At 43.7% G+C, this 19,913-nt stretch carries 16 protein-coding genes; 13 read left to right on the top strand and 3 right to left on the bottom strand.

The features are described from left to right. Positions 1-31: 31 nt before the first annotated feature. The gene (locus tag P0108_RS01935; protein WP_102155545.1) at positions 32-832 is read left to right on the top strand and encodes a YggS family pyridoxal phosphate-dependent enzyme; all 801 of its coding nucleotides are present in this window, start codon (positions 32-34) and stop codon (positions 830-832) included. Positions 833-853: 21 nt separating this feature from the next. Then, positions 854-1,669, top strand: coding sequence for a fumarylacetoacetate hydrolase family protein (locus P0108_RS01930; protein WP_473730715.1), 816 nt, complete (start codon positions 854-856; stop codon positions 1,667-1,669). A 73-nt stretch (positions 1,670-1,742) separates the two neighbouring features. Here P0108_RS01930 and P0108_RS01925 read toward each other — a convergent pair whose 3' ends face one another. Both P0108_RS01925 and P0108_RS01920 read right to left on the bottom strand, forming a co-directional pair. Next, positions 1,743-3,083, bottom strand: coding sequence for a hypothetical protein (locus P0108_RS01925; RefSeq protein WP_473730714.1), 1,341 nt, complete (start codon positions 3,081-3,083; stop codon positions 1,743-1,745). After that, a complete protein-coding gene (locus P0108_RS01920; protein ID WP_421782903.1) occupies positions 3,019-3,726 on the bottom strand; it encodes a cell wall hydrolase in 708 nt (235 codons plus the stop codon). The genes P0108_RS01925 and P0108_RS01920 overlap by 65 nt, the downstream gene beginning before the upstream one ends. 391 nt (positions 3,727-4,117) lie before the next feature. Between P0108_RS01920 and clpB the strand changes: the two genes are divergently transcribed. From clpB to P0108_RS01890, 6 genes are all read left to right on the top strand, one after another. After that, the gene (gene clpB, locus P0108_RS01915) at positions 4,118-6,712 is read left to right on the top strand and encodes an ATP-dependent chaperone ClpB (RefSeq protein WP_473730713.1); all 2,595 of its coding nucleotides are present in this window, start codon (positions 4,118-4,120) and stop codon (positions 6,710-6,712) included. Positions 6,713-6,871: 159 nt separating this feature from the next. Continuing rightward, positions 6,872-8,212, top strand: a complete 1,341-nt coding sequence (locus P0108_RS01910; RefSeq protein WP_004105862.1) for a DNA recombination protein RmuC — start codon at positions 6,872-6,874, stop codon at positions 8,210-8,212. 58 nt (positions 8,213-8,270) lie between these two features. Then, positions 8,271-9,119, top strand: coding sequence for a hypothetical protein (locus P0108_RS01905; RefSeq protein ID WP_473730712.1), 849 nt, complete (start codon positions 8,271-8,273; stop codon positions 9,117-9,119). 57 nt (positions 9,120-9,176) lie between these two features. Further along, complete coding sequence (locus tag P0108_RS01900) at positions 9,177-9,983, top strand: TrmH family RNA methyltransferase (RefSeq protein WP_473730711.1); 807 nt, start codon at positions 9,177-9,179, stop codon at positions 9,981-9,983. Between the two features lie 144 nt (positions 9,984-10,127). Continuing rightward, positions 10,128-11,120, top strand: coding sequence for an ATP-binding cassette domain-containing protein (locus P0108_RS01895; RefSeq protein WP_004110073.1), 993 nt, complete (start codon positions 10,128-10,130; stop codon positions 11,118-11,120). Further along, positions 11,117-12,106, top strand: coding sequence for an ABC transporter permease subunit (locus P0108_RS01890; RefSeq protein WP_076002565.1), 990 nt, complete (start codon positions 11,117-11,119; stop codon positions 12,104-12,106). Before P0108_RS01895 ends, P0108_RS01890 begins: the two co-directional genes overlap by 4 nt. Before the next feature lie 848 nt (positions 12,107-12,954). Here P0108_RS01890 and vly read toward each other — a convergent pair. Next, positions 12,955-14,505: a cholesterol-dependent cytolysin vaginolysin gene (gene vly, locus P0108_RS01885; RefSeq protein ID WP_248893054.1), complete on the bottom strand. Its 1,551-nt coding sequence runs from the start codon at positions 14,503-14,505 to the stop codon at positions 12,955-12,957. A 498-nt stretch (positions 14,506-15,003) separates the two neighbouring features. Between vly and gatC the strand changes: the two genes are divergently transcribed. The 5 genes from gatC (at position 15,004) to P0108_RS01860 (ending at position 19,857) form a co-directional block, all read left to right on the top strand. After that, a complete protein-coding gene (gatC, locus tag P0108_RS01880; RefSeq protein WP_004105888.1) occupies positions 15,004-15,300 on the top strand; it encodes an Asp-tRNA(Asn)/Glu-tRNA(Gln) amidotransferase subunit GatC in 297 nt (98 codons plus the stop codon). A 4-nt stretch (positions 15,301-15,304) separates the two neighbouring features. Beyond that, complete coding sequence (gene gatA / locus P0108_RS01875; RefSeq protein WP_102155533.1) at positions 15,305-16,846, top strand: Asp-tRNA(Asn)/Glu-tRNA(Gln) amidotransferase subunit GatA; 1,542 nt, start codon at positions 15,305-15,307, stop codon at positions 16,844-16,846. Positions 16,847-16,878: 32 nt separating this feature from the next. Continuing rightward, positions 16,879-18,378 (top strand): Asp-tRNA(Asn)/Glu-tRNA(Gln) amidotransferase subunit GatB, encoded by a 1,500-nt coding sequence (gatB, locus tag P0108_RS01870; RefSeq protein WP_473730710.1) that lies wholly within the window; start codon positions 16,879-16,881, stop codon positions 18,376-18,378. A gap of 256 nt (positions 18,379-18,634) precedes the next feature. Beyond that, entirely contained in the window at positions 18,635-19,543 is a 909-nt protein-coding gene (locus P0108_RS01865; RefSeq protein ID WP_012913734.1) for a GNAT family N-acetyltransferase, read from the top strand. After that, a complete protein-coding gene (locus P0108_RS01860) occupies positions 19,543-19,857 on the top strand; it encodes a DUF2469 domain-containing protein (RefSeq protein WP_004105898.1) in 315 nt (104 codons plus the stop codon). Before P0108_RS01865 ends, P0108_RS01860 begins: the two co-directional genes overlap by 1 nt. Positions 19,858-19,913 lie beyond the last annotated feature (56 nt).

The raw sequence follows: 19,913 nt of genomic DNA, 5'->3' as shown, positions 1-19,913 counted from the left end.
ATGTATTTAGATTGATAGATTGGGGCAATAAATGGCATATATGGCGCAAAAAGATTTAGCGAATACTGAGGTTGATTGTGTTCGTGCGCGTCAAATTGCCGACGGCGTGCACAGCGTGCAAGACGCCATTGCTCAAGCCGAATCGCATTATGGTCGCAAAGCTGAGTCGGTTACGCTACTTGCCGCAACTAAAACGCGAGATGTTGGCGAAATTATGGCAGCGCTTAAAGCTGGGGTGAGAGTAATTGGGGAAAATCGCCCACAAGAAATCGTTGCAAAAGCCGAAATTTTACGCGCACAAGCTGCTAGAGAAGGTTTAAGCGTTGGTGTAAACGGCGAAATTCCGCTCTACTTAATCGGTCAACTGCAAAGCAATAAAATAAACAAAGTTTTACCACTTGCAAATGGTATTCAGTCGGTTGACGGCATTGAACTTGCGCAAAAGATATCTGCTCGCGCGCAAAATTTGGGACTTTGTGTAGACGTTATGTTGGAAGTGAACGTTTCGGGAGAAGCTACGAAATCGGGGTGCGCGCCAGAACGCGCGATTGACGAAGCGTTCGCTATATCTAGTCTTCCGGCACTTAATTTGCACGGATTTATGACGCTTGGAGCGCGCGTGGATGATGAAACAATAGTGAGAAGCGGTTTCGCAAAATTGCGAGAAATTAGAGATTGTGTGAGTAAACAACTCGTGCAAGATTATGATGGAAGCTCTGTAAAATTAGAGCTTTCGATGGGAATGTCTGGTGATTTTGCGTGGGCGATTGCCGAAGGTTCAACAATGGTCAGAATCGGTTCGGCAATCTTTGGCCCACGCGCATTTGTGTAGTGTGCTGCGTAATCTTGAACTATGAGAATTGCACGTTTTTCATATAATGAAGTTCCGCAATACGCTTTCGTTCAAAAAGACAAAGCCGACGGTAAAGATTATTTAGTAGCGCTTGAAGGTCATCCTTTAAGCTCGCAAGGAGTTAAACCAACTGGTAAACGTTACGCGTTGGATGCGGATGGCGTGCGCTTGCTTGTACCTGTAATTCCTTCGAAAGTTTACGGCTTGGCAAAAAATTACGATACACGTTCCGACGATGAGCGCGCTACTTCTTCTGCGGCTTCTTCGCATACTGCTGCAGATATGGTGATTTTTACAAAGCCGAGCACTTCTGTAATAGGACCTGACGATCCGATTGTTATTCCTACTTGCTCAAACGACATGAATTTTGAGCCAGAAGTGGCTGTTGTTATGGGCAAAATCGCCAAAAATGTGTCGGCAGATACTGCAATGGATTACGTTTTTGGCTTTACTTGCGTAAACGACGTAACTTTACGAGATTGCGCAGGTAGCGACCCAATGTGGACGCGCGCAAAAGGTTTCGACACTTCTTGCCCGCTAGGCCCATGGATTACAACTGAGCTAAATTGGCGAGACGCGCATATCTCATTTACGCTTAATGGTAAAAATGTGCCGGAAGCCGATGGAACTACAGCTCGACTTATTCACAGTATTCCTGAGCAAATTGCTGCGATTTCAAGCTTCTCAACGCTTCTTCCGGGAGATGTGATTTTGACAGGAACTCCATACCCGGCTGGGACTTTACGCGCAGGTGACGAAGCTATCGTGCACGTAGATGGCATCGGTTATTTGCGAAACGTTGTTGTAAGTGAATAAGAGTTAAAGGAAGGGGTGTCTTATTTGTAAGACACCCCTAAGTTTTTCCATAAACTGTAATTTAGCAAATCGTCTACATTTGTGGATTAATTGCAAAATCGCTGAAATGGCATCCATCTACTTTCCCAGCAAGAAGATTACTTGTTGTGTTATCAAAATGCACGGTTTGTTGTAGTTTGAAATTCTTTTTGTTAAGAAAATACAATGTAGATTGTGGTGTCTTTTCTCCATTTGCGTTATCTAAAATTGCTATAGCATTTTTAGTGGTTTGCATCCAATATCTTTTTGGATTGAACTTGCTTGAAGTATTTACTGGGATGGTAAATGTAATTTGCGTTTTCCCAGTAATTGTATTAATTTTATACAGCACGCCTGTGCCTTGGTCGAGTGCTAAGAGCTCGCGATCATTGAGCATTGTCCTATTCCCATATGAAATATTTTCAAAATCGTGTTTTTCCCCATAGTTATAGGCTATGCGCTTATTTTGCAAGGTTAGCGGTATAAAATCGAATTTTCCTGATTGCGTATTCCACCGATTAATACCGTACGTGGTGAAAGTGAATTCAGGATCGTCTTTTTTATATTCCGTTGTGTCTCCAATCGAAATGATGGTGTTGCGAATGCAAGGAGCTGTATCGTTTCCTATCGTAGAAAAACTATGTACCGTCGTTTCAGAATCTTTGAGTATATGTTTTACGGGTATTGAATCTTGGAGTTTTTTTATTACGAATCCATTTGTTCCATTAAAACTATTAGTTCCATTGTCGCTGGGGCTAATGGTGTACGTGCCACTCTCGCAAGCGCTCGATACATCATATATACGTGATTGCATAATATCTGTATTTCGCGGTTTGCCAAGGGTAATACTATTGAATTCGAGTTGATTTTTCCTAGTGCGAGTAAAACCGTGGTCAAGAACACTAATAACTTCGTGCTGATTATTTTCAAAAATTCCAACTTGTGCAGCAGGTAATTTTTTGTGATGTTTAATTGCAATACGCATGTTACTTTTTTGGGCAAGGAAATAGTCAAATTTAGCGTCTACGAAATACAAACCATCAGTGTTCCATAATATGTTAGGAGATTCAATGGCAGAAGTGGTAATAGTTTGAGAAGTTCCATCGTTGTTGAGTAATACGATGAATCCATCTCGCTTCTTCTCTTTGCCGGCAGTCATGTCACTTATTGCCACAGCGCCAACGGCATGTGAAAGATTTGCTTGTTTATAACTAATTTGTGTAGGCATCTGCTGCCAAAACAGTAGAAACAATATAGCTGATGCGATGACGGTGGCAGAAAAGCACAGTAAAACAATAATTATCTTCTTGCTTAATTGTTTCATCTTGTCATCAAAGCTTTCTGTATGTTGTGGCTTTTGTTGTTTTTTCAAGATCCCAAGGCCAGACGAGTTCATCGTCGCCATCGTCAATGTCTATTCCAGCGCCATATTTATAAGAAGCCCAGACTAATTGCGCGCAATGTAGTCCTCCCCAGTCGTTTTTATGCGGTTGGAAGAAAGCACTATTATATCCACGACCGATATAAGTTCGAGCTCGATCTGCAGCTTTTGCTCTATTGGCATTAGATGTATTAACAGAACGTATTATTGCTCCTGGAGCTACAAGAGTCTCGGAAGCTAGTTTTTCTCTAGCTACTTCTCCTGGTCCTACTGCCTCAACAATTTTATTTTTTTGCGAGTAAATGTCTGTGTGACCATGTAGTCCTGCAGGAGTGAAATAAAAATCACCACGATGTTGAGCGTTTGGTAGCGCTATAGTTGCTTGGCTGGAAGATTTATCTTGTTGGTATTTATTGATATTTGGATTTTGCAATAATTCCATTTCTGCATCGAGCGCTTTTTCTTTGCTCCAATGATGATATTGAGCTATTTCTTGCACGCTTTTATCTAGCTTTTCTTTATTTACGTAATAGGGTAACGCATTTGCAAAATTTGATAATTTATCATCATATGATTCTTTGGCAAAAGCGGAAGATGTAGGCCATAGTACGCATAAAACAGCTGCAATTGTAATTGTTTTAAAAAGTTTCTTATTCATAATAGCCTCATTGTTATTGTGGATAATTTTACCTGTAATATGTCGCCGACGATATATTTATATTGTAGATTATTTGCAGAAGTCAGTCTATAAAATATTCGTAAAACATTGCAATTTCACCTTAAATATGCAACATGTGATTGATTTTAGGGAATAGCCCTTAATCTTGATTTCAAAACTTGAGTCTAGTACACTCAAGTTTTAGGAATAAAGTTATAGAAAAATCTGTTATACGTATCAGATACATGAAAGTGAAAGCTCGTTAGAACTCGAAAGTATCGTCAAAAAGCTTGAAATTGCAACGAGAGTTGCAATAAAGGTTGCAACAAAAGTTGCAGCGATTTGACTTAACTGAAATGTGTTTTACAGCTTTCGTGGAAGTGAGGTAGATATGGAACAAAAGTTTACAACCTTAGCGCAAGACGCATTAAGTGATGCTGTGCAAAGTGCGGCTGCAGCTGGCAACGCGCAAGTTGACACTTTGCATTTGGTGGATGCTTTACTTCGTCAAGAGCAGGGCGTCGTTCGCGCGCTTATTGCGCAAACGGGGGCAGATGCGCAACAAATCGGTGCTGAAATTCGCAACGCATTAGTGTCATTGCCTTCATCTACTGGCTCAACTACAACTAAGCCAGATGCAAGCCGTCAGCTTTTGGCTGCGCTAAGCCAGGCAGAAAAAGAAATGCGCGCAATGGGAGACGAATACGTTTCTACGGAGCACATGCTTATTGGCATAGTTGCGAGCGCGCCGAATGCAGTTGCGGATATTTTCAAAAAGCACAACGTTTCCGCAGACGCGTTGCGAAAAGCTGTGCCAACTGTACGCGGAGGCACAAAAGTTACAAGCCCAGACGCGGAAGGCAACTACAAAGCACTCGAAAAGTATTCTGTTGATATGACTGCGCGCGCTCGCGAAGGAAAGCTCGACCCAGTAATTGGACGAGACCAGGAGATTCGCCGCGTGATTCAGATTCTTTCTCGCCGCACGAAGAATAATCCTGTGCTGATTGGCGAGCCGGGCGTTGGAAAAACGGCAGTTGTAGAAGGATTAGCTCAGCGAATCGTTGCAGGGGATGTGCCTACGACTTTGCAAAACAAGCGTCTTATCAGTCTTGACTTGGCTTCGATGGTTGCAGGTTCGAAGTATCGCGGCGAGTTTGAGGAACGCTTAAAAGCAGTGTTGAAGGAAATTCAACAATCAGACGGTCAAATTATTACGTTTATTGACGAAATTCACACTGTTGTTGGCGCGGGATCTGCAGAAGGTTCAATGGATGCTGGCAATATGCTTAAGCCAATGCTTGCGCGCGGTGAGCTGCGCTTGGTTGGCGCGACTACGCTTAACGAGTATCGTGAGCATATTGAAAAGGATTCTGCGCTTGAACGCAGATTCCAGCAAGTGTTTGTTGGCGAGCCATCTGTTGAAGATACGGTGACGATTTTGCGTGGACTTAAGCAACGTTACGAAGCGCACCACAAGGTGACGATTAGTGACGATGCAATCGTAGCTGCAGCAACGCTTTCAAACCGCTATATTACCGGTCGTCAGCTTCCAGATAAGGCGATTGATTTGGTGGATGAAGCGGCAGCTCACTTGCGTATGGAGCTTGATTCTCAGCCAGAAGAAATCGATGAATTGCAGCGCAAAGTTACGCGTCTTGAAATGGAGGAAATGCAATTAAAGAAAGCGGAAGATGCTGCTGCGCGCGAACGCTTAGAAAAGTTGCAAGAAGAATTAGCTAACTCGCGCGAAAAGCTTGCTGGATTGAAAGCGCGTTGGGATGCGGAAAAGGCTGGTCACAACAAGGTTGGTGATTTGCGAGCGCAACTCGATGCTAAGCGCGTAGAAGCCGACAAATTCACGCGTGAAGGCAACTTGGAGCAAGCAAGCCGTATTTTGTATGGCGAAATCCCAAGCATTCAAAAAGCTTTGGAAGAAGCAGAGTCCGAGGCTGCTAACGCTAAGAGTGAAGCGAAAGAGCCAATGGTTCCGGATCAGGTTGATGCTGATTCTATTGCAGGAGTCGTTAGCGAATGGACGGGCATTCCTGTTGGTCGCTTGATGCAAGGCGAAAATGAGAAGCTGCTCAACATGGAAAAGGAGCTTTCTAAGCGTGTGGTTGGTCAAAGCGAAGCAATTCAGGCTATAGCGGATGCTGTGCGCAGAAGCCGTGCTGGAATTGCAGACCCGAATCGCCCGACTGGTTCGTTCCTATTCTTGGGTCCTACTGGCGTTGGTAAGACGGAGCTTGCTAAGGCTCTTGCTGACTTTTTGTTTGACGACGAGCGTGCAATGGTTCGCATTGATATGAGCGAGTACATGGAAAAGGCTTCCGTATCGCGGCTTATCGGTGCTGCTCCTGGTTACATTGGCTACGAGGAAGGCGGCCAGCTTACTGAAGCTGTGCGTAGACGTCCGTATTCTGTAGTGCTTTTTGACGAAGTCGAGAAGGCACATCCAGAAGTATTCGACGTTTTGTTGCAGGTTTTGGACGATGGTCGTTTGACTGACGGTCAGGGTAGAACGGTTGATTTTACGAATACGATTTTGATTATGACGTCAAACTTGGGTTCGCAATTCCTTGTGCAAGAAGGCTTGGACGATGCTGCTAAACGTAAAGCTGTTATGAACGCTGTTCACGCTGAGTTTAAGCCAGAGTTCATCAACCGTTTGGATGAACTTGTTATGTTCCATCCGTTGAGCCGCGAAGAGCTTGGTGGAATTGTGGATATTCAAGTTCGTCAAGTGGCTGCACGCTTGAGCGACCGCCGCATTAGCTTGGATGTGAGTGACTCTGCTCGCACTTGGCTTGCGGAGCATGGCTACGATCCAGTTTATGGTGCTCGTCCTTTGCGCAGATTGGTTCAAACGGAAATTGGCGACCAGCTTGCGCGATTGTTGCTTTCTGGAAAGGTGCATGATGGCGCTCGCGTAGTTGCAGATTGTGAGAATACTAGCGACCATGTGACCCTAAAGATTGCGTAGTGCCTGCATTCTTTAATGTAGTCAAATAATGTAGTCAAATAAAACAAAGCGTGCTGTTTGTTGGATTATTCCCCAGTAGACAGCGCGCTATTTTGTATTAGATAATGCACGTGTCTAGTTATGTTTTAAAAGTCAACTCAATAGTGTTTAATAGAACGTATGTTCGATAATATTGTGATGTTTGTTTTAATGGTGGTTGCTGTTGTAATAACCGCCATTGTTGTGCTGGCTATTGTTAAGCACAACTCTGGAACGCAAGGCGCTAATGGCGTAAACCAGCGCGAATTTAACGAATTGCGCTCGCAGTATGAACAAGCGCGCGCTCAAGCTCAAGAAAATGGCAATCAGGCTATACGCTATCGCACGCAAGCAGAGCAGCTTGCTGAGCGATTAAAGTTTGTTGAAGCAGAACTTGCTAAAGCGCAGCAGGCAGAGCAATTGCGAGTGAATCGCGAAGAACAATTGCGCGCAGAGCGAGAAGAACGCGAACGGTTAAATCGTGAAAAAACTTTGAAAGAGCAAGGTAAAGTTTTGGAAGCGCTTGCTCCAGTAAAAGACAATCTCGAAGCATTGAAGAATAAAGTTTCGCAGATTGAAGAAGGGCGTAAGCAAGAAATGGGCGTGCTAAGCACTCAGCTTAAAGGGTTAAGTGAGCAGCAAACAAGGCTTGACCGCGAAACAAGTTCGCTTTCTGCAGCATTGCGAAATAATAAGGTTCGCGGAGCTTGGGGTGAGGCTCAACTAAAGAATATTGTTGAATCTGCAGGCTTGCTTGAGCATGTTGATTTTGATACGCAGGTTGTTGTAACTGGAGTAAATGGCGAACAGCAGAGGCCAGATATGGTTGTGCATCTGCCAGGAGGCAAAACAATTCCAGTTGATGCAAAAGTTCCGTATGCGGATTATCAGCGCGCTTGCGAAATACCAGATAATGCAAGTGACGAAGAATTAGCTAGAAGGAGTGAGCTTCTAAAAGCGCACGCTAAGGCTTTGCGAGAGCACGTGCGAGTATTAGGAGCTAAAGCGTATTGGCAGGCTTTTGAAACAGCACCAGACTTTGTAGTTGCATTTATTCCAAACGAAGCGTTGCTTCAGGCGGCTCTTGAGGCGGACCCAACACTTATGGATGATGCTTTTGCGCAAAAAGTAGCACTCACTTCCCCAGTTACTTTGTGGGCTGTGCTTAAGTCTGTTGCGTACGCATGGCAGCAGCAAAGTCTTACAGATGATGCAAAAGAACTTTTCGATTTATCTCGAGAATTGTATGATCGTTTTGCAGTTCTTGGAGAAAATGCTTCAAAACTTGGCGTATCTTTGGCAAGAACGGTTGCAGCTTACAATAAGTTTGCTTCCTCGCTTGAGTCGCGAGTGTTGGTAACAGCGCGTAAACTTCAGAAGTTAGATCAAAGTAAAGTTATTGCTTCAATAGATCTTATTGACTCTGATAAAGCTGATGTTAAAGAGCTGAGCGCTCCAGAAGTATCAGTAGAAGATCGTTAAGCATAAAGACATTAAAGCATCAAAAATTGAAGAACTCTAAATGCTAAGGAGTGCAAAAATGACAGAATTACAAGAGGAACGCGCGGAACTTAAACGCATGCTTTGTGCGGATATGAGTGCAAAACCATTTAGCGAACTGTTTTCTGTTACTTTTGCTCAGCGCGGCTCCAAGTTGGTTGGTGATGTTCTTTTTGATGCAATTGAGAAAGCTGGGTATTCGTTAGAACGCGATGTTGACGCAGTTGGAGCGTTAACTGCTGCTGCCGTGCCGATGGTTTTTGCGCTTATTCATGCTGCAGAACGTAAAGGAATTGCACTCGACGGCTTCGTTATGGATTTTGTTTTCCCTGCAACAAAAGGTCCGTCTGTTAAAGGCAAGCGAGTATTGTTACTTGACTCTTGGCTTTCTGAAAAATCGTATGTTCAAACTTCTTCGCTTGTGACTTTACGACACGACAATGAATTAAGTCTTGATTTTGGCATTGTTCATCAGCAAGGTGCGCAAATTCTTGCTATAGTTGCATTAATTGGTGGTGTTGACGCCGACGAACAAGGCACAAGGCATCTTCAATTAGTAAATCCAATAAGTGAGGAGAGTACTAAAATGGCATTTGTTCAAGCTTTCGATGAAGAAGAATTACGTGCAGATGCAGATTACGACAATTGCTGCAACGATCATTGCTGCGGTGGTCATTGCAAAGTAGAGTGCACGGGTGATTGTGCTCACGATGGTTGCACTGAGCCATGTTGCGAAGACAACTGCTGCGGTGGTCATTGCAAAGTAGAGTGCACGGGCGATTGCGCTCACGATGGTTGCACTGAGCCATGCTGCGAGGACAATTGCTGTGGCGGTCACTGCAAGTCAGGCTGCACAGGTGATTGCGCAACTGACGGCTGCCAAGACTAGTTGCAATTACTAGCTGCCAATACTAAGCAAAAGTATTAAACGGAGCAAAACTCACACATGCACGAACCGAATCCAATTACTTTGGCTGCAAAAGCTTCCGATGAGCCAGAATTCCGACCTATAGGAGTTGGCCCATGGGAAGACGAGCATCCAGGTGAACCTCGTCCAGATAATCCAGAATCGCCAAATTATGATGCGCGGTTTAGCACTGAATTACTAGACGAAGGCGACCAGCGTAACGTCCTAGACCGTTACCGGTACTGGAAAGTAGAAGCCATAAAAGCGGATCTCGATTCTAAGGGCCGTCATGAGTTTGAAGTAGCTGTAGAAAATTGGACTCACGATTTCAACATAGGCTCTATGGTTCGCACTGCAAACGCATTTACTGCTAAAAAAGTGTATATCGTAGGGCCTCATAAATGGAATCGCAAAGGCTCGTTAATGACTGAGCTTTACCAATACGTTGAATGCTGCCCAACTATTGAAACTCTAGTAACTAATTGGCGCGAAAATATAGCACGGGAAGCAGAAGAAGCGCATCAACTTTTGCTTAAAGCGCAGGCAGAAGGCAATAAAGAAGCCGAAAAAATCGCAAATATCAAGGAACAAGATGCTAAAAACGCTCGCGTTATAGCGCTCGATATTATTCCAGGTGCTGTTGCTATGGAAACCTACAAGTTCCCTAGACGTTGTCTTATGCTTTTTGGTGCAGAAGGTCCAGGTCTTTCTAAAAAAGCACTAGAGATGGCGGATGACGTTGTTTATATTTCGCAATTCGGCTCTGTTCGCTCACTAAATGCAGGAGCTGCTGCAGCTGTTTCTATGCACGCGTGGATTGCTCAGCATGCAGTACCAAATTGCTGAATCTTAATAAAATATTAATTAGAATTTCGGTAGCAGAATTTTGTCAGCAGAATCTCATCAGCAATATTAGTTAAAACGTAGCAGCTTGTACTTATAAACGCTTACATTTGATGTTTATTTTTTTATTTGTGATACTGTTGATTTATGTTAGAATTTCAACATATTACAAAGCGTTTTGGCGCAAAAACAGTGCTTAACGACGTTTCTTTCGTCGCTGAAGACGGCAAGGTCACAGGCTTTTTAGGTCCTAATGGCGCTGGTAAATCTACCACCATGCGTTGCGCGTTAAATCTTATTCACGCCAATAGTGGCACTTCTCTTATTGACGGAAAACCTTACGCAAAAATCACATCCCCAATGACGGAAGTTGGCGCGGTTCTTGATGCAAAGTCTGCTCACAGAGGTCGAACGGCTTACAATCACCTGTATTCATTGGCTTTAACTCACGGAATATCAAAGAAACGTGTCGATGAAGTCATTGATATTACTGGTTTGACTAGTGTAAAAAATCGCAAGGCAGGTTCATTCTCGCTTGGCATGGGTCAGCGTCTTTCCATTGCTGCGGCTCTTTTAGCAGATCCGCACAATCTCATACTTGACGAACCGGTTAACGGCTTGGATCCGGAAGGTGTTAAGTGGGTTCGCGAATTATGCAAGTATTATGCAAGCGAAGGCCGTGCAATTTTACTTAGTTCCCACTTAATGAGCGAAGTTGCTCTTACTGCAGATAATCTTGTGATTATTGCGCACGGAGAAATTTTGGAGCGCACAACAGTACAAGATTTTGTTAATGCACATTCTCAGCACGCTGTGCGACTTGTAACTCCAGAAGGTGAAAAACTAAAGCAAGTGCTTACACAAAATCATCCCGAATGCAAGATTTTGCCTGATAAGCGCACGCCTCAAGACGCTCAAGAAGGCGAACTTTTTAAGGTAACAGGTTGCGAGCTTAATCAACTTGCTCGCGAAATTGCAGATAATCAAATTATGGTTTACCAGCTAAATCAAGAGCACGCATCGCTTGAGGAAGCATATTTGGCTCTTACGCACGGTCAAGAGCAGTACGTAACAAAAGCATTGCCAAATGCTACTGCTGCGACTGGAACGCAATATGCAGATGGAGGAAGCGCAAAATGAGTGAGCAAATTAATCAATCTGTTAATCAATCTGTTGATCAAGCAACAAGCAACTCTTACAAAACCGGCAGAAGCATGAACGCTCAGCACCTACGTCTTACATTTATGCACTCTCTTAAATCTGAGATGGTTAAGTTGCGTGGGCTTGCATCCACTTGGTGGTGCATGGCATTGGCCATTGTTTTGCCTGTAGTTTTCAGCTTTATTATCGCGATTGTGCAAAAAGCAATATCTAAAGTTGACTTTACTAAACAGGGTGCGTCTGCTAGCAAATCAAGCGGTGCAGTCACCATGGGGCCGAGCGATAAAAGCAGCCTTATTTCTTCTCAAGAAGGTATTTTCAACTTAGTTATTAGTTTTGCCTCTATATCTTTGATTGTTATTGCGATTTTTGCAGTGCTTGCTATAACAGCTGAGCATTCCACAACTTCAATTCAAGCTTCGCTTACTTCTGTACCTCGAAGGGGTATGTTCTTTACCGCTAAGTTTGTTGCAATCGCAATCTACGTTTTTGTGGTACAACTTATTGCAATGGCAGTTTCATTAGTTGCTGCAGAATTAGCATTTATGGGTGAGAATATCTCAGGCTTGTCTGGAAGTAGAACATGGCAATTACCTCTTATGCTGTTCCTTGGATCTCCTGTAATTATGGTTGTTGTGGCAGCAATGGCGTACGGCTTCGGCATGATTTGCAAGTCAACTGCTGGCGGAATTATGTGCGTTATTGGAGCTGTGATGATTTTGCCTACTGTTCTTAGCATTATTGTGATTTCAAGTGGTTTTGCAAAATGGACTTTAGTGCTTACTCAGCTTTTGCCAGCCACAGCTGTAAGTCAGTTCTTGGGTGATTCTTCTAGCTCTAACGGAAAATTCGCATCAAATGTAAATGTTGCTTTCGAATGGTGGCAGTCCGGTTTGGTAGTTCTCGCTTGGGCTGTAGTCATGTACGCAATTGGCTACGTTATTGAAAAGCATCGCGATATTTAAACATAGTAAGTATAAATAAAATAAGCCCTGTTCAATTGCAATCATTACTGAGCAAGTGAGCGGGGCTTATTTGTTGCAACTATTTGCCGATACTAATTTCTAATTCTTCTTCTTGCTAGAAATAGAGCACCCAGCTGCAAATAACGCGATAGCCCAAGCAGCCATAGTAATAATAGATGGCACTAATTCTGGCACTAAGCTCATTGTGTATTTTCTTGAGAATCCTAATCATCTTGTTTCTTTTTAGCAAATTGAGGATGAGCCAATATATGAAGTATCAGGCAATGGTAGCTCGGTAGTAGGCTTAGCATGTTGTGGTTGCGCATGCCGGTTGATATTTCTTTGATTTTCATATTTTGCATAGAGCTGATTCCGGCAATATCCATAATCTCTGATACGCGACTTTTTGGAATTTTACAATATTTTGCAACGAATGTGAGCTTTTTATAGAACTAGTATTTCTATAATTAGCTTTTAAATCTAATACTTTGCCGACTGTTTTTATTGGGGAATTAAGCTTTTTGTATGGGACGCCGTCGAATAATACTTCACCTTCATTGGCTTTTATGAGTCCCAATGCGCAATATAGCGCAGTTGATTGAACCGTTAGGGCCAACAAATCCCGTAACTTTGCTATCTTCTGCTACAAAAGAAATATCATTGAGTACTTGCTGTTTTATAGTACTTGGATATATTTTGTATCTCTAACATAACTAAATCCTACTGCGAAAAATGTAATAGAAACCCTATTTGTGTAAAAAATTAAGGACTTTATCTCGTAACTGGCTACAAGATAAAGTCCTTAATTTTTTCAGTTTTATTTATTTATGCTCAATTGCAATATGAGTTCAGTCATTCTTTACAGTTTCAGCAACGTGAGGCCACAAGGTTGTGCCCCAGTTCTTGATTGTGCGCTGACGAACCAACGGCAAATCAGTACGGTTGTACACTGTACGCCATGGTTCCCATACCAAGCCGGTCTTTTCTTCCAACTTAATGCGAAGATTGCGCACATTGCCCTTGAACTGAATCGTTGTGCTGAAGTGAGCGGTACGATACTTGCCGTTTCCTTCCCAAGCGCGAGAACGTACGTATGGAGTTCCGTCGATATCAGTGCCGTACTCATCCCAGTAGACGTAGTAGCGAGCTACATAAGCTCCACGGTGATCCAAGGTCAAATAACCGTCACGGTAAGCAGAAACCTTAGTCTCAACATAATCGCTGTTGCTCTGGAGAGTTGCTACTTCGTTATCTTTTACGAAGGAAGTAGTGTAAGCGATTGGAACAGCTGGGCTAGAGGTGCTCAAATTTGCACCTTCCTGAATCAAAGCCTTCAGCGTATCGATATTGCCGGTAATAACCTTTGCTGCGCCGTTAGCGCTGCCGCCGAGAATCACTGCAGTAACAGAAGTATTCTGGAGAATGCGATGGAATTCGGTGTTTGGCTTAATTTCTACGCCCTTAATTGCCGCTTCTACTGCAGCCTGGAAATCAGTGCTCTTGCTGGTGGTATCGAACTTTACGTACATTGAGCGACCATAAGCTACGTTTGACACGTAAACTGGTGGGCGTTTGCTGTCAACGCCACGGTTCTTCAAGCTTTCTGGCGTAGTGCATGGAGCAAAGAAATCTGCTGGGCTATCTGGAGCGTCGACGCTTACTGTGTAGTAAGTTTGCTTGAAGTTCACAATTTGAGTCTGCTTCTCACCCTTGTGTACTGCATCGAAATCAATCTTCAGCGGTACGCCAATCTTTGCAAAATCAGCACCAAACTTAGCCTTGAGCTGGTTCATGCTCTGTGCGCTTGCGGAATCATACTGCATACGAGCTGCCACATGATGGCTTGCTGCATATTGTGCATTCCACTTAGAAACTAAACCGTTAACTGCTGAAGTAACGGAGCTCTTGGTTGGATGTTGCACAGTTACAGCACTCTCGCCGCCGTGGAAGCCTGGCAAATCAATGCTCAAAGTTAATGGTGCGCGATTTGCTGAAATCAAGCTTGGCATGTTATCCATCAAATTCTGGTCAGCGCGGAATAATGCACCAGGATACACGCGATCATTGTTGGCCGAAGTTACCGACAAGTTTGACGTTGTATTGGTGATGTTCTTCTTCTGATGCTCAACAACAACGAATTCGCCGTTCTTGTTGAAGCTGTCGCTGGAGAATTTATTGTTAATTGTTTCGCCGTGACGTGCGAGAATATTCGTTTTATCGTAATGCAAATCCCACAAGTAGTTGTTCAGCGAGTCCTTGCTGGCTGCGCAAGATGCAGCTGGTGCAGAAGGCTTTGCAGAAGAATCTGCCATTGCTGGAACTGCTAAGCATTGTGGAATAATAGTCGCGCCCGCGAGCAACAACATTGCTGCATTACGGTAGAACTTTGTGCTCTTCATATGTATCCTTCGATTTTTATTAGATTTTATTTCAAATTATTTTTTCAGTGAGATGCTGCAAATACGTGCTTCAGTGCATATATATGCTTCAGTGCATCAGCTTCAGCTTCTCACATCACACGATTATTACACACTTTTTATTTATGCGATAATTGTTTAAAATAATTTTTTAAGTTTCAAACAAAAGTTTAAATAATGCTGAAATACCAACACTTTTTTGTTACGTCAGTTTTGTTGTTTCGGCGTGTTGACAGATAAAATGAACGGATTTTACGTATTTTGATTCGTGATAATTTTGTGAAAATATATGCAAAATATTTGTGCAAGTATTATTTAGTGTTACACATGCGCAATTTTTAATTGCTTCAGTCTTAAAGAATTAATTTGTAGTACTTTCTCAATAAAACAAAATAATCAACAAATAATTCTCATAAAGCTTTTATCCACATTGCTTTTTTCTACTAACGAAGGTCACGTATCACACATATAGTTGAGGTTATGCCTACATTCACACGCGAAGAAATTGAGCATTTGGGCGTTTTATCCCAGATTGCTTTAAGCGACGAAGAAATCAGTCGCTTGCAAGGCGAATTGAACGTCATTGCAGAATCTATTAATAAAGTGCAGGAAGTTGCTGGCGAAGATGTGCCACCTACTGCAAATCCAGTGCCTTTGGAAGCTTATTTGCGTCCAGATGAGCCTGCTACACCTTTGACTCAAGAAGAAGCTCTTTCGGATGCTCCTAGAAGTGAGTCTGGCATGTTTGTAGCGCCTCGAATTTTGGGGGAGGAATAAAAACATGACTAATACTCAAGATTTGGTAAAACTTTCTGCTGCCGATATGGCAAAGGCTGTAAAAGCTAAAGAAGTTTCTAGCCGTGAACTTGTTGAAGCTCACTTGGCAGTCATTGAATCTGCAGAGCCAGAAATTAAGGCATTCTTGCATGTTTCTGCAGATATTGCTCTCGAGCAGGCAGATGCTTTTGATGCTAAGAACGCTAATGGTGAGACTGAAGGCTTGCCTGAGCTTGCAGGCGTTCCAATTGCAATTAAAGACATGATTGTCACTAAAGGCATTCCAACCACTGCAGCATCGAAGATCCTCGAAGGCTGGGTTCCACCTTACGATGCTACTGTTATTGAAAAGCTCAAAGCAGCTGGCATGCCAATTCTCGGCAAGACTAATTTGGATGAGTTTGCTCAAGGTTCTTCTACAGAACATTCTGCTTATCAAACTACTTGCAATCCTTGGGATACTGAGCGTGTTCCTGGTGGTTCCGGCGGCGGTTCAGCTGCAGCTGTTGCTGCATTCGAGGCTCCTATTGCTTTGGGTACAGATACAGGTGGCTCTATTCGTCAGCCAGGTGCTTTAACTGGTACAGTCGGCGCAAAGCCAACTTATGGCGGTGTTAGCCGTTTTGGTGCAATCGCTATGGCAAGTTCCTTGGATCAGATTGGACCTGTTTCTCGTACCGTTCTTGATTCTGCGCTTTTGCAGGAAATTATCGGTGGTAACGATAGGCGCGATTCTACTTCTATTCCAGCTCCTGTTCCTCCAATGGCTCAGGCTGCACGCGAGGGTGCTCGCCGTGATTTGAAGGGCTTGAAGGTTGGTTTAGTTAAAGAGCTTAGTGGCGAAGGCTTCCAGCCAGGCGTTGAAGCTCGCTTTAATGAGGCGGTGCAGCTGCTTAAGGATATGGGTGCAGAGGTTACGGAAGTTTCCTGCCCTCATTTCCCTTATTCTTTGGCTGCTTACTACATTATTATGCCTTCCGAAGTTAGCTCCAACTTGGCTCGCTACGACGGCATGCGCTACGGTTTGCGCGTAATGCCGCCAGCAGACAAGCCTCAGACGGCCGCAAATATGATGGCTGCAACTCGTGAAGCTGGTTTCGGTGACGAAGTAAAGCGCCGTATTATTCTCGGTACTTACGCGCTTTCCGCTGGCTATTACGATGCTTGGTATGGTTCTGCACAGAAAGTTCGTACGCTTATTATTCGCGATTTCGAAGAAGCGTTTAAGAAAGTAGATGTTCTTATTTCTCCAACAAGCCCTACAACGGCATTTAAGTTTGGTGAGAAGATGGACGATCCGCTTTCTATGTATATGAACGATATTGCTACGATTCCTGCAAACATGGCTGGAGTTCCTGCTTTGAGTCTCCCAGCTGGCTTAAGTGACGACGGTTTGCCTGTTGGCATTCAGATTATTGCTCCGCAATGCCATGATGAAAAGATGTACAAGCCTGCAGCAGCGTTGGAAGCTGCTCTCGAAGAGCAGTGGGGCGGCTCAATCTGGAAGTCGCTTAAGGCTGGCTGGCTCGATTCATTGGCTAAGTAAAGTTAAGCAAAGCTTAAGTAAGAAGGATTCTCATGGCTGAAAAACTTATGAAATACGCCGATGCTGTTGAGCAGTTTGATCCAGTATTCGGTTTGGAAACTCACGTTGAGCTTAGCACGCGCACAAAGCTGTTCTGCCCAGCAGAAGTATCTTTTGGCGGTGAGCCAAATACTCAGCTAACTCCTGTAAGTCTTGGTTTGCCAGGCTCTTTGCCAGTTGTAAACAAGGCTGCAGTTGATTATGCAATTAAGCTTGGTTTGGCATTGCATTGCGAAATTGCTGAGTGGAGCCAGTTCGCTCGTAAGAACTACTTCTACCCAGATATGCCTCGCGATTATCAGATCTCCCAGTACGATAAGCCTACTAATGGCAACGGTTACTTGGATGTTGAGCTTGAAGATGGAACCGTGTTCCGCGTTCCGATTGAGCGCGCTCACATTGAAGATGATGCTGGTAAGAATACGCACGTTGGTGGTGCTGACGGCCGTATTGAAGGCGCAAATCATTCTTTGGTTGATTACAATCGCGCAGGTGTGCCTTTAATCGAGATTGTAACTAAGCCAATCGAAGGCGCTGGCAGCCGCGCTCCAGAAATCGCAGGCGCATACATGCGTGCTATTCGCGATATTGTTCGCGCTCTCAACATTTCTCACGCTCGCATGGAGCAGGGCAATATGCGTGCTGACGTGAACGTTTCGCTCCGTCGCAAGCCAACCGATCCATTTGGTACGCGTTCAGAAACTAAGAATGTGAACACATTCCGCGGAATCGAAAAGACGCTCCAATATGAGATTCGTCGTCAAGCTGCTATTTTGAGTGAAGGCGGCGAGATTTTGCAGGAAACTCGTCACTGGGATGAGGTAACTCAGACTACTGCTGGCGGTCGTGTGAAGTCGGATGCTGACGATTATCGCTACTTCCCAGATCCTGATTTGGTTATGCTTCACATCACTAAAGAGCATATTGAGCGCATGAAGGCGCAAATGCCTGAAATGCCTCGCGAGCGCCGCAACCGCTTGCAAAGCGAATGGGGTATTAGCGATCTTGAAATGCGCGATATTCTTAACGCGGATGCTCTTGATTTGGTTGAAGAAACCGTTAAGGCTGGAGCAACTGCAGCTGGTGCTAAAAAGTGGTGGCTTGGTGAGCTTGCTCGCGAAGCAAACACTCGTGGCGTAACTTTGGAAGAATTGCCTATTACTCCACAAGACGTTGCGCAAGTTGAAAAGCTAATTGCAAGCGGCAATCTTAACGATAAGCTCGCTAAGCAAACTGTTGCATGCGTTTTGGCTGGCGAGGGTAAGCCTGATGAAGTTGTTAAGAAGCACGGATTCAAGGTTATGAACGACGACGGTGCTTTGGAAGCTGCTGTTGACGCTGCTCTTGCAGCCGATCCTGAAGTTGCCGAAAAGCTTAAGTCTGGAAACATGAAGCCGATGGGTGCAATTATTGGCGCTGTTATGCGTGCGACTAAAGGTCAGGCTGATGCTAAGGCTGTTACTAAGATTGTGATGGCAAAAATCAAAGGCTGAAAAGTGCCGTAAAGGCTGAAAAATTTAATGTTTGATAACGCTAATGTATAAACGTAAAAGCGTAATCAATATTCAAAAGTAAGTGCTGCGTACTTGCTGCATGCTCAAATCAGATTTGTTTGTGTAGCAGGTGCGCAGAATTTACTATTTATCAACATTGCGAGGCATTTTTCGTCTTCGGGATTATCATATATTATGCGACATGAGAATTATGCGAAGGGCTTAATTCTCAAAGGCACAATACAAGTAGGTGACTATGCAACAAACCAATGATGGTGTTATTAACTCTCGCGAGTTACCAAAATCTATAGTAATTCCTCAAATTCGTGGAGAGATGGCGCACCTTCGTCCAGCTACGTGCAATGATTTGCAAAGAATGGATGATTTGTGCGCATTTGATGGTGCTGCAGTTATTACTGGAAAGGATGCTAATTCAGAGCGTTCTATGGTTCATTCGTGGGTTGAAAGCTCTATGCAATGGACTAAAGATAGTCTTATTGGCGAAAATCCTTCTGAATCTTGTCGTTTTGCTGGCGATGTTCAATTGCGTCACACTATTGCGTGGGCGATTGTTCCTGATGTTTTGGATGATTCAAATAACGCTTCCGGCGACATTATTGGCATGATTTTCCTTATAGATATTGACGGATGGTCTCGCAGTGCTCGAATTCAAGTTGTTTTAGGCAAAAATTATCGAGGAAGAGGCTATTCGCGCGATGCGATGCCTAGAGTGATGACTTATGCTTTTGCATCAGAGCCGACTGGTCTAGGGTTGCATAGAATTTGGGTGGGAGTTCCGGCAACTAATACTCGTTCGCTTTCGGTGTATCAATCGCTTGGCTTTGTAAAAACAGGCACTGCGCGCGATGCATTATGGGATGCCCAGAATCAAAAATATCAAGATTTTGTTGTAATGGACACTCTTGTAGATGAATATGATGCTATTCGCTCGCTAGATGCTTTTGGGTTACACGTTATTGAAGAAAATCCTGGTGTAATTGAAGCTTTGAGTGCGCATGAACATTCTGTGGCTATACCTGTGCATCGTGATAATCTTGATGAAGCATGGCCGTACAATGTAAACGTCTCTGAAGGAAGTTCATCAAAAAAAGCTTGGTGGCGCATTATAGGTCGTGGACGCAAACGTAATACGGAAGGTAAGTAATGAGCGCCGAAGATCTCGACAACTATGAAACCGATGCAGAACTTGCGTTATACAAAGAATACCGTGATGTTATTAAGCTTTTTACTTATGTTGTAGAAACAGAGCGACGATTTTATTTAGCCAATAAAGTCGATTTTAATGTGCGTTCAGCAGGTCAGGATGTTTATTTTGATGTTCAACTTACGGACGCTTGGGTATGGGATGTTTACCGCCCTTCGCGTTTTGTTAAAAATGTACGAATAGTAACTTTTAAAGATGTAAATGTTGAAGAAGTACAAAAAACAGACATTGACATTCCTGAATCTATCGCGTGATGCGCGTATGCTCAATAAGGATGTATAGGAATTGCTTACCTAGCACGCAAAGTGTT

It is taken from the genome of Gardnerella sp. c10Ua_244, assembly GCF_055818055.1.
Note: the sequence above shows the minus strand (reverse complement) of the source record. Positions and strands in the feature narration are given on the sequence as shown.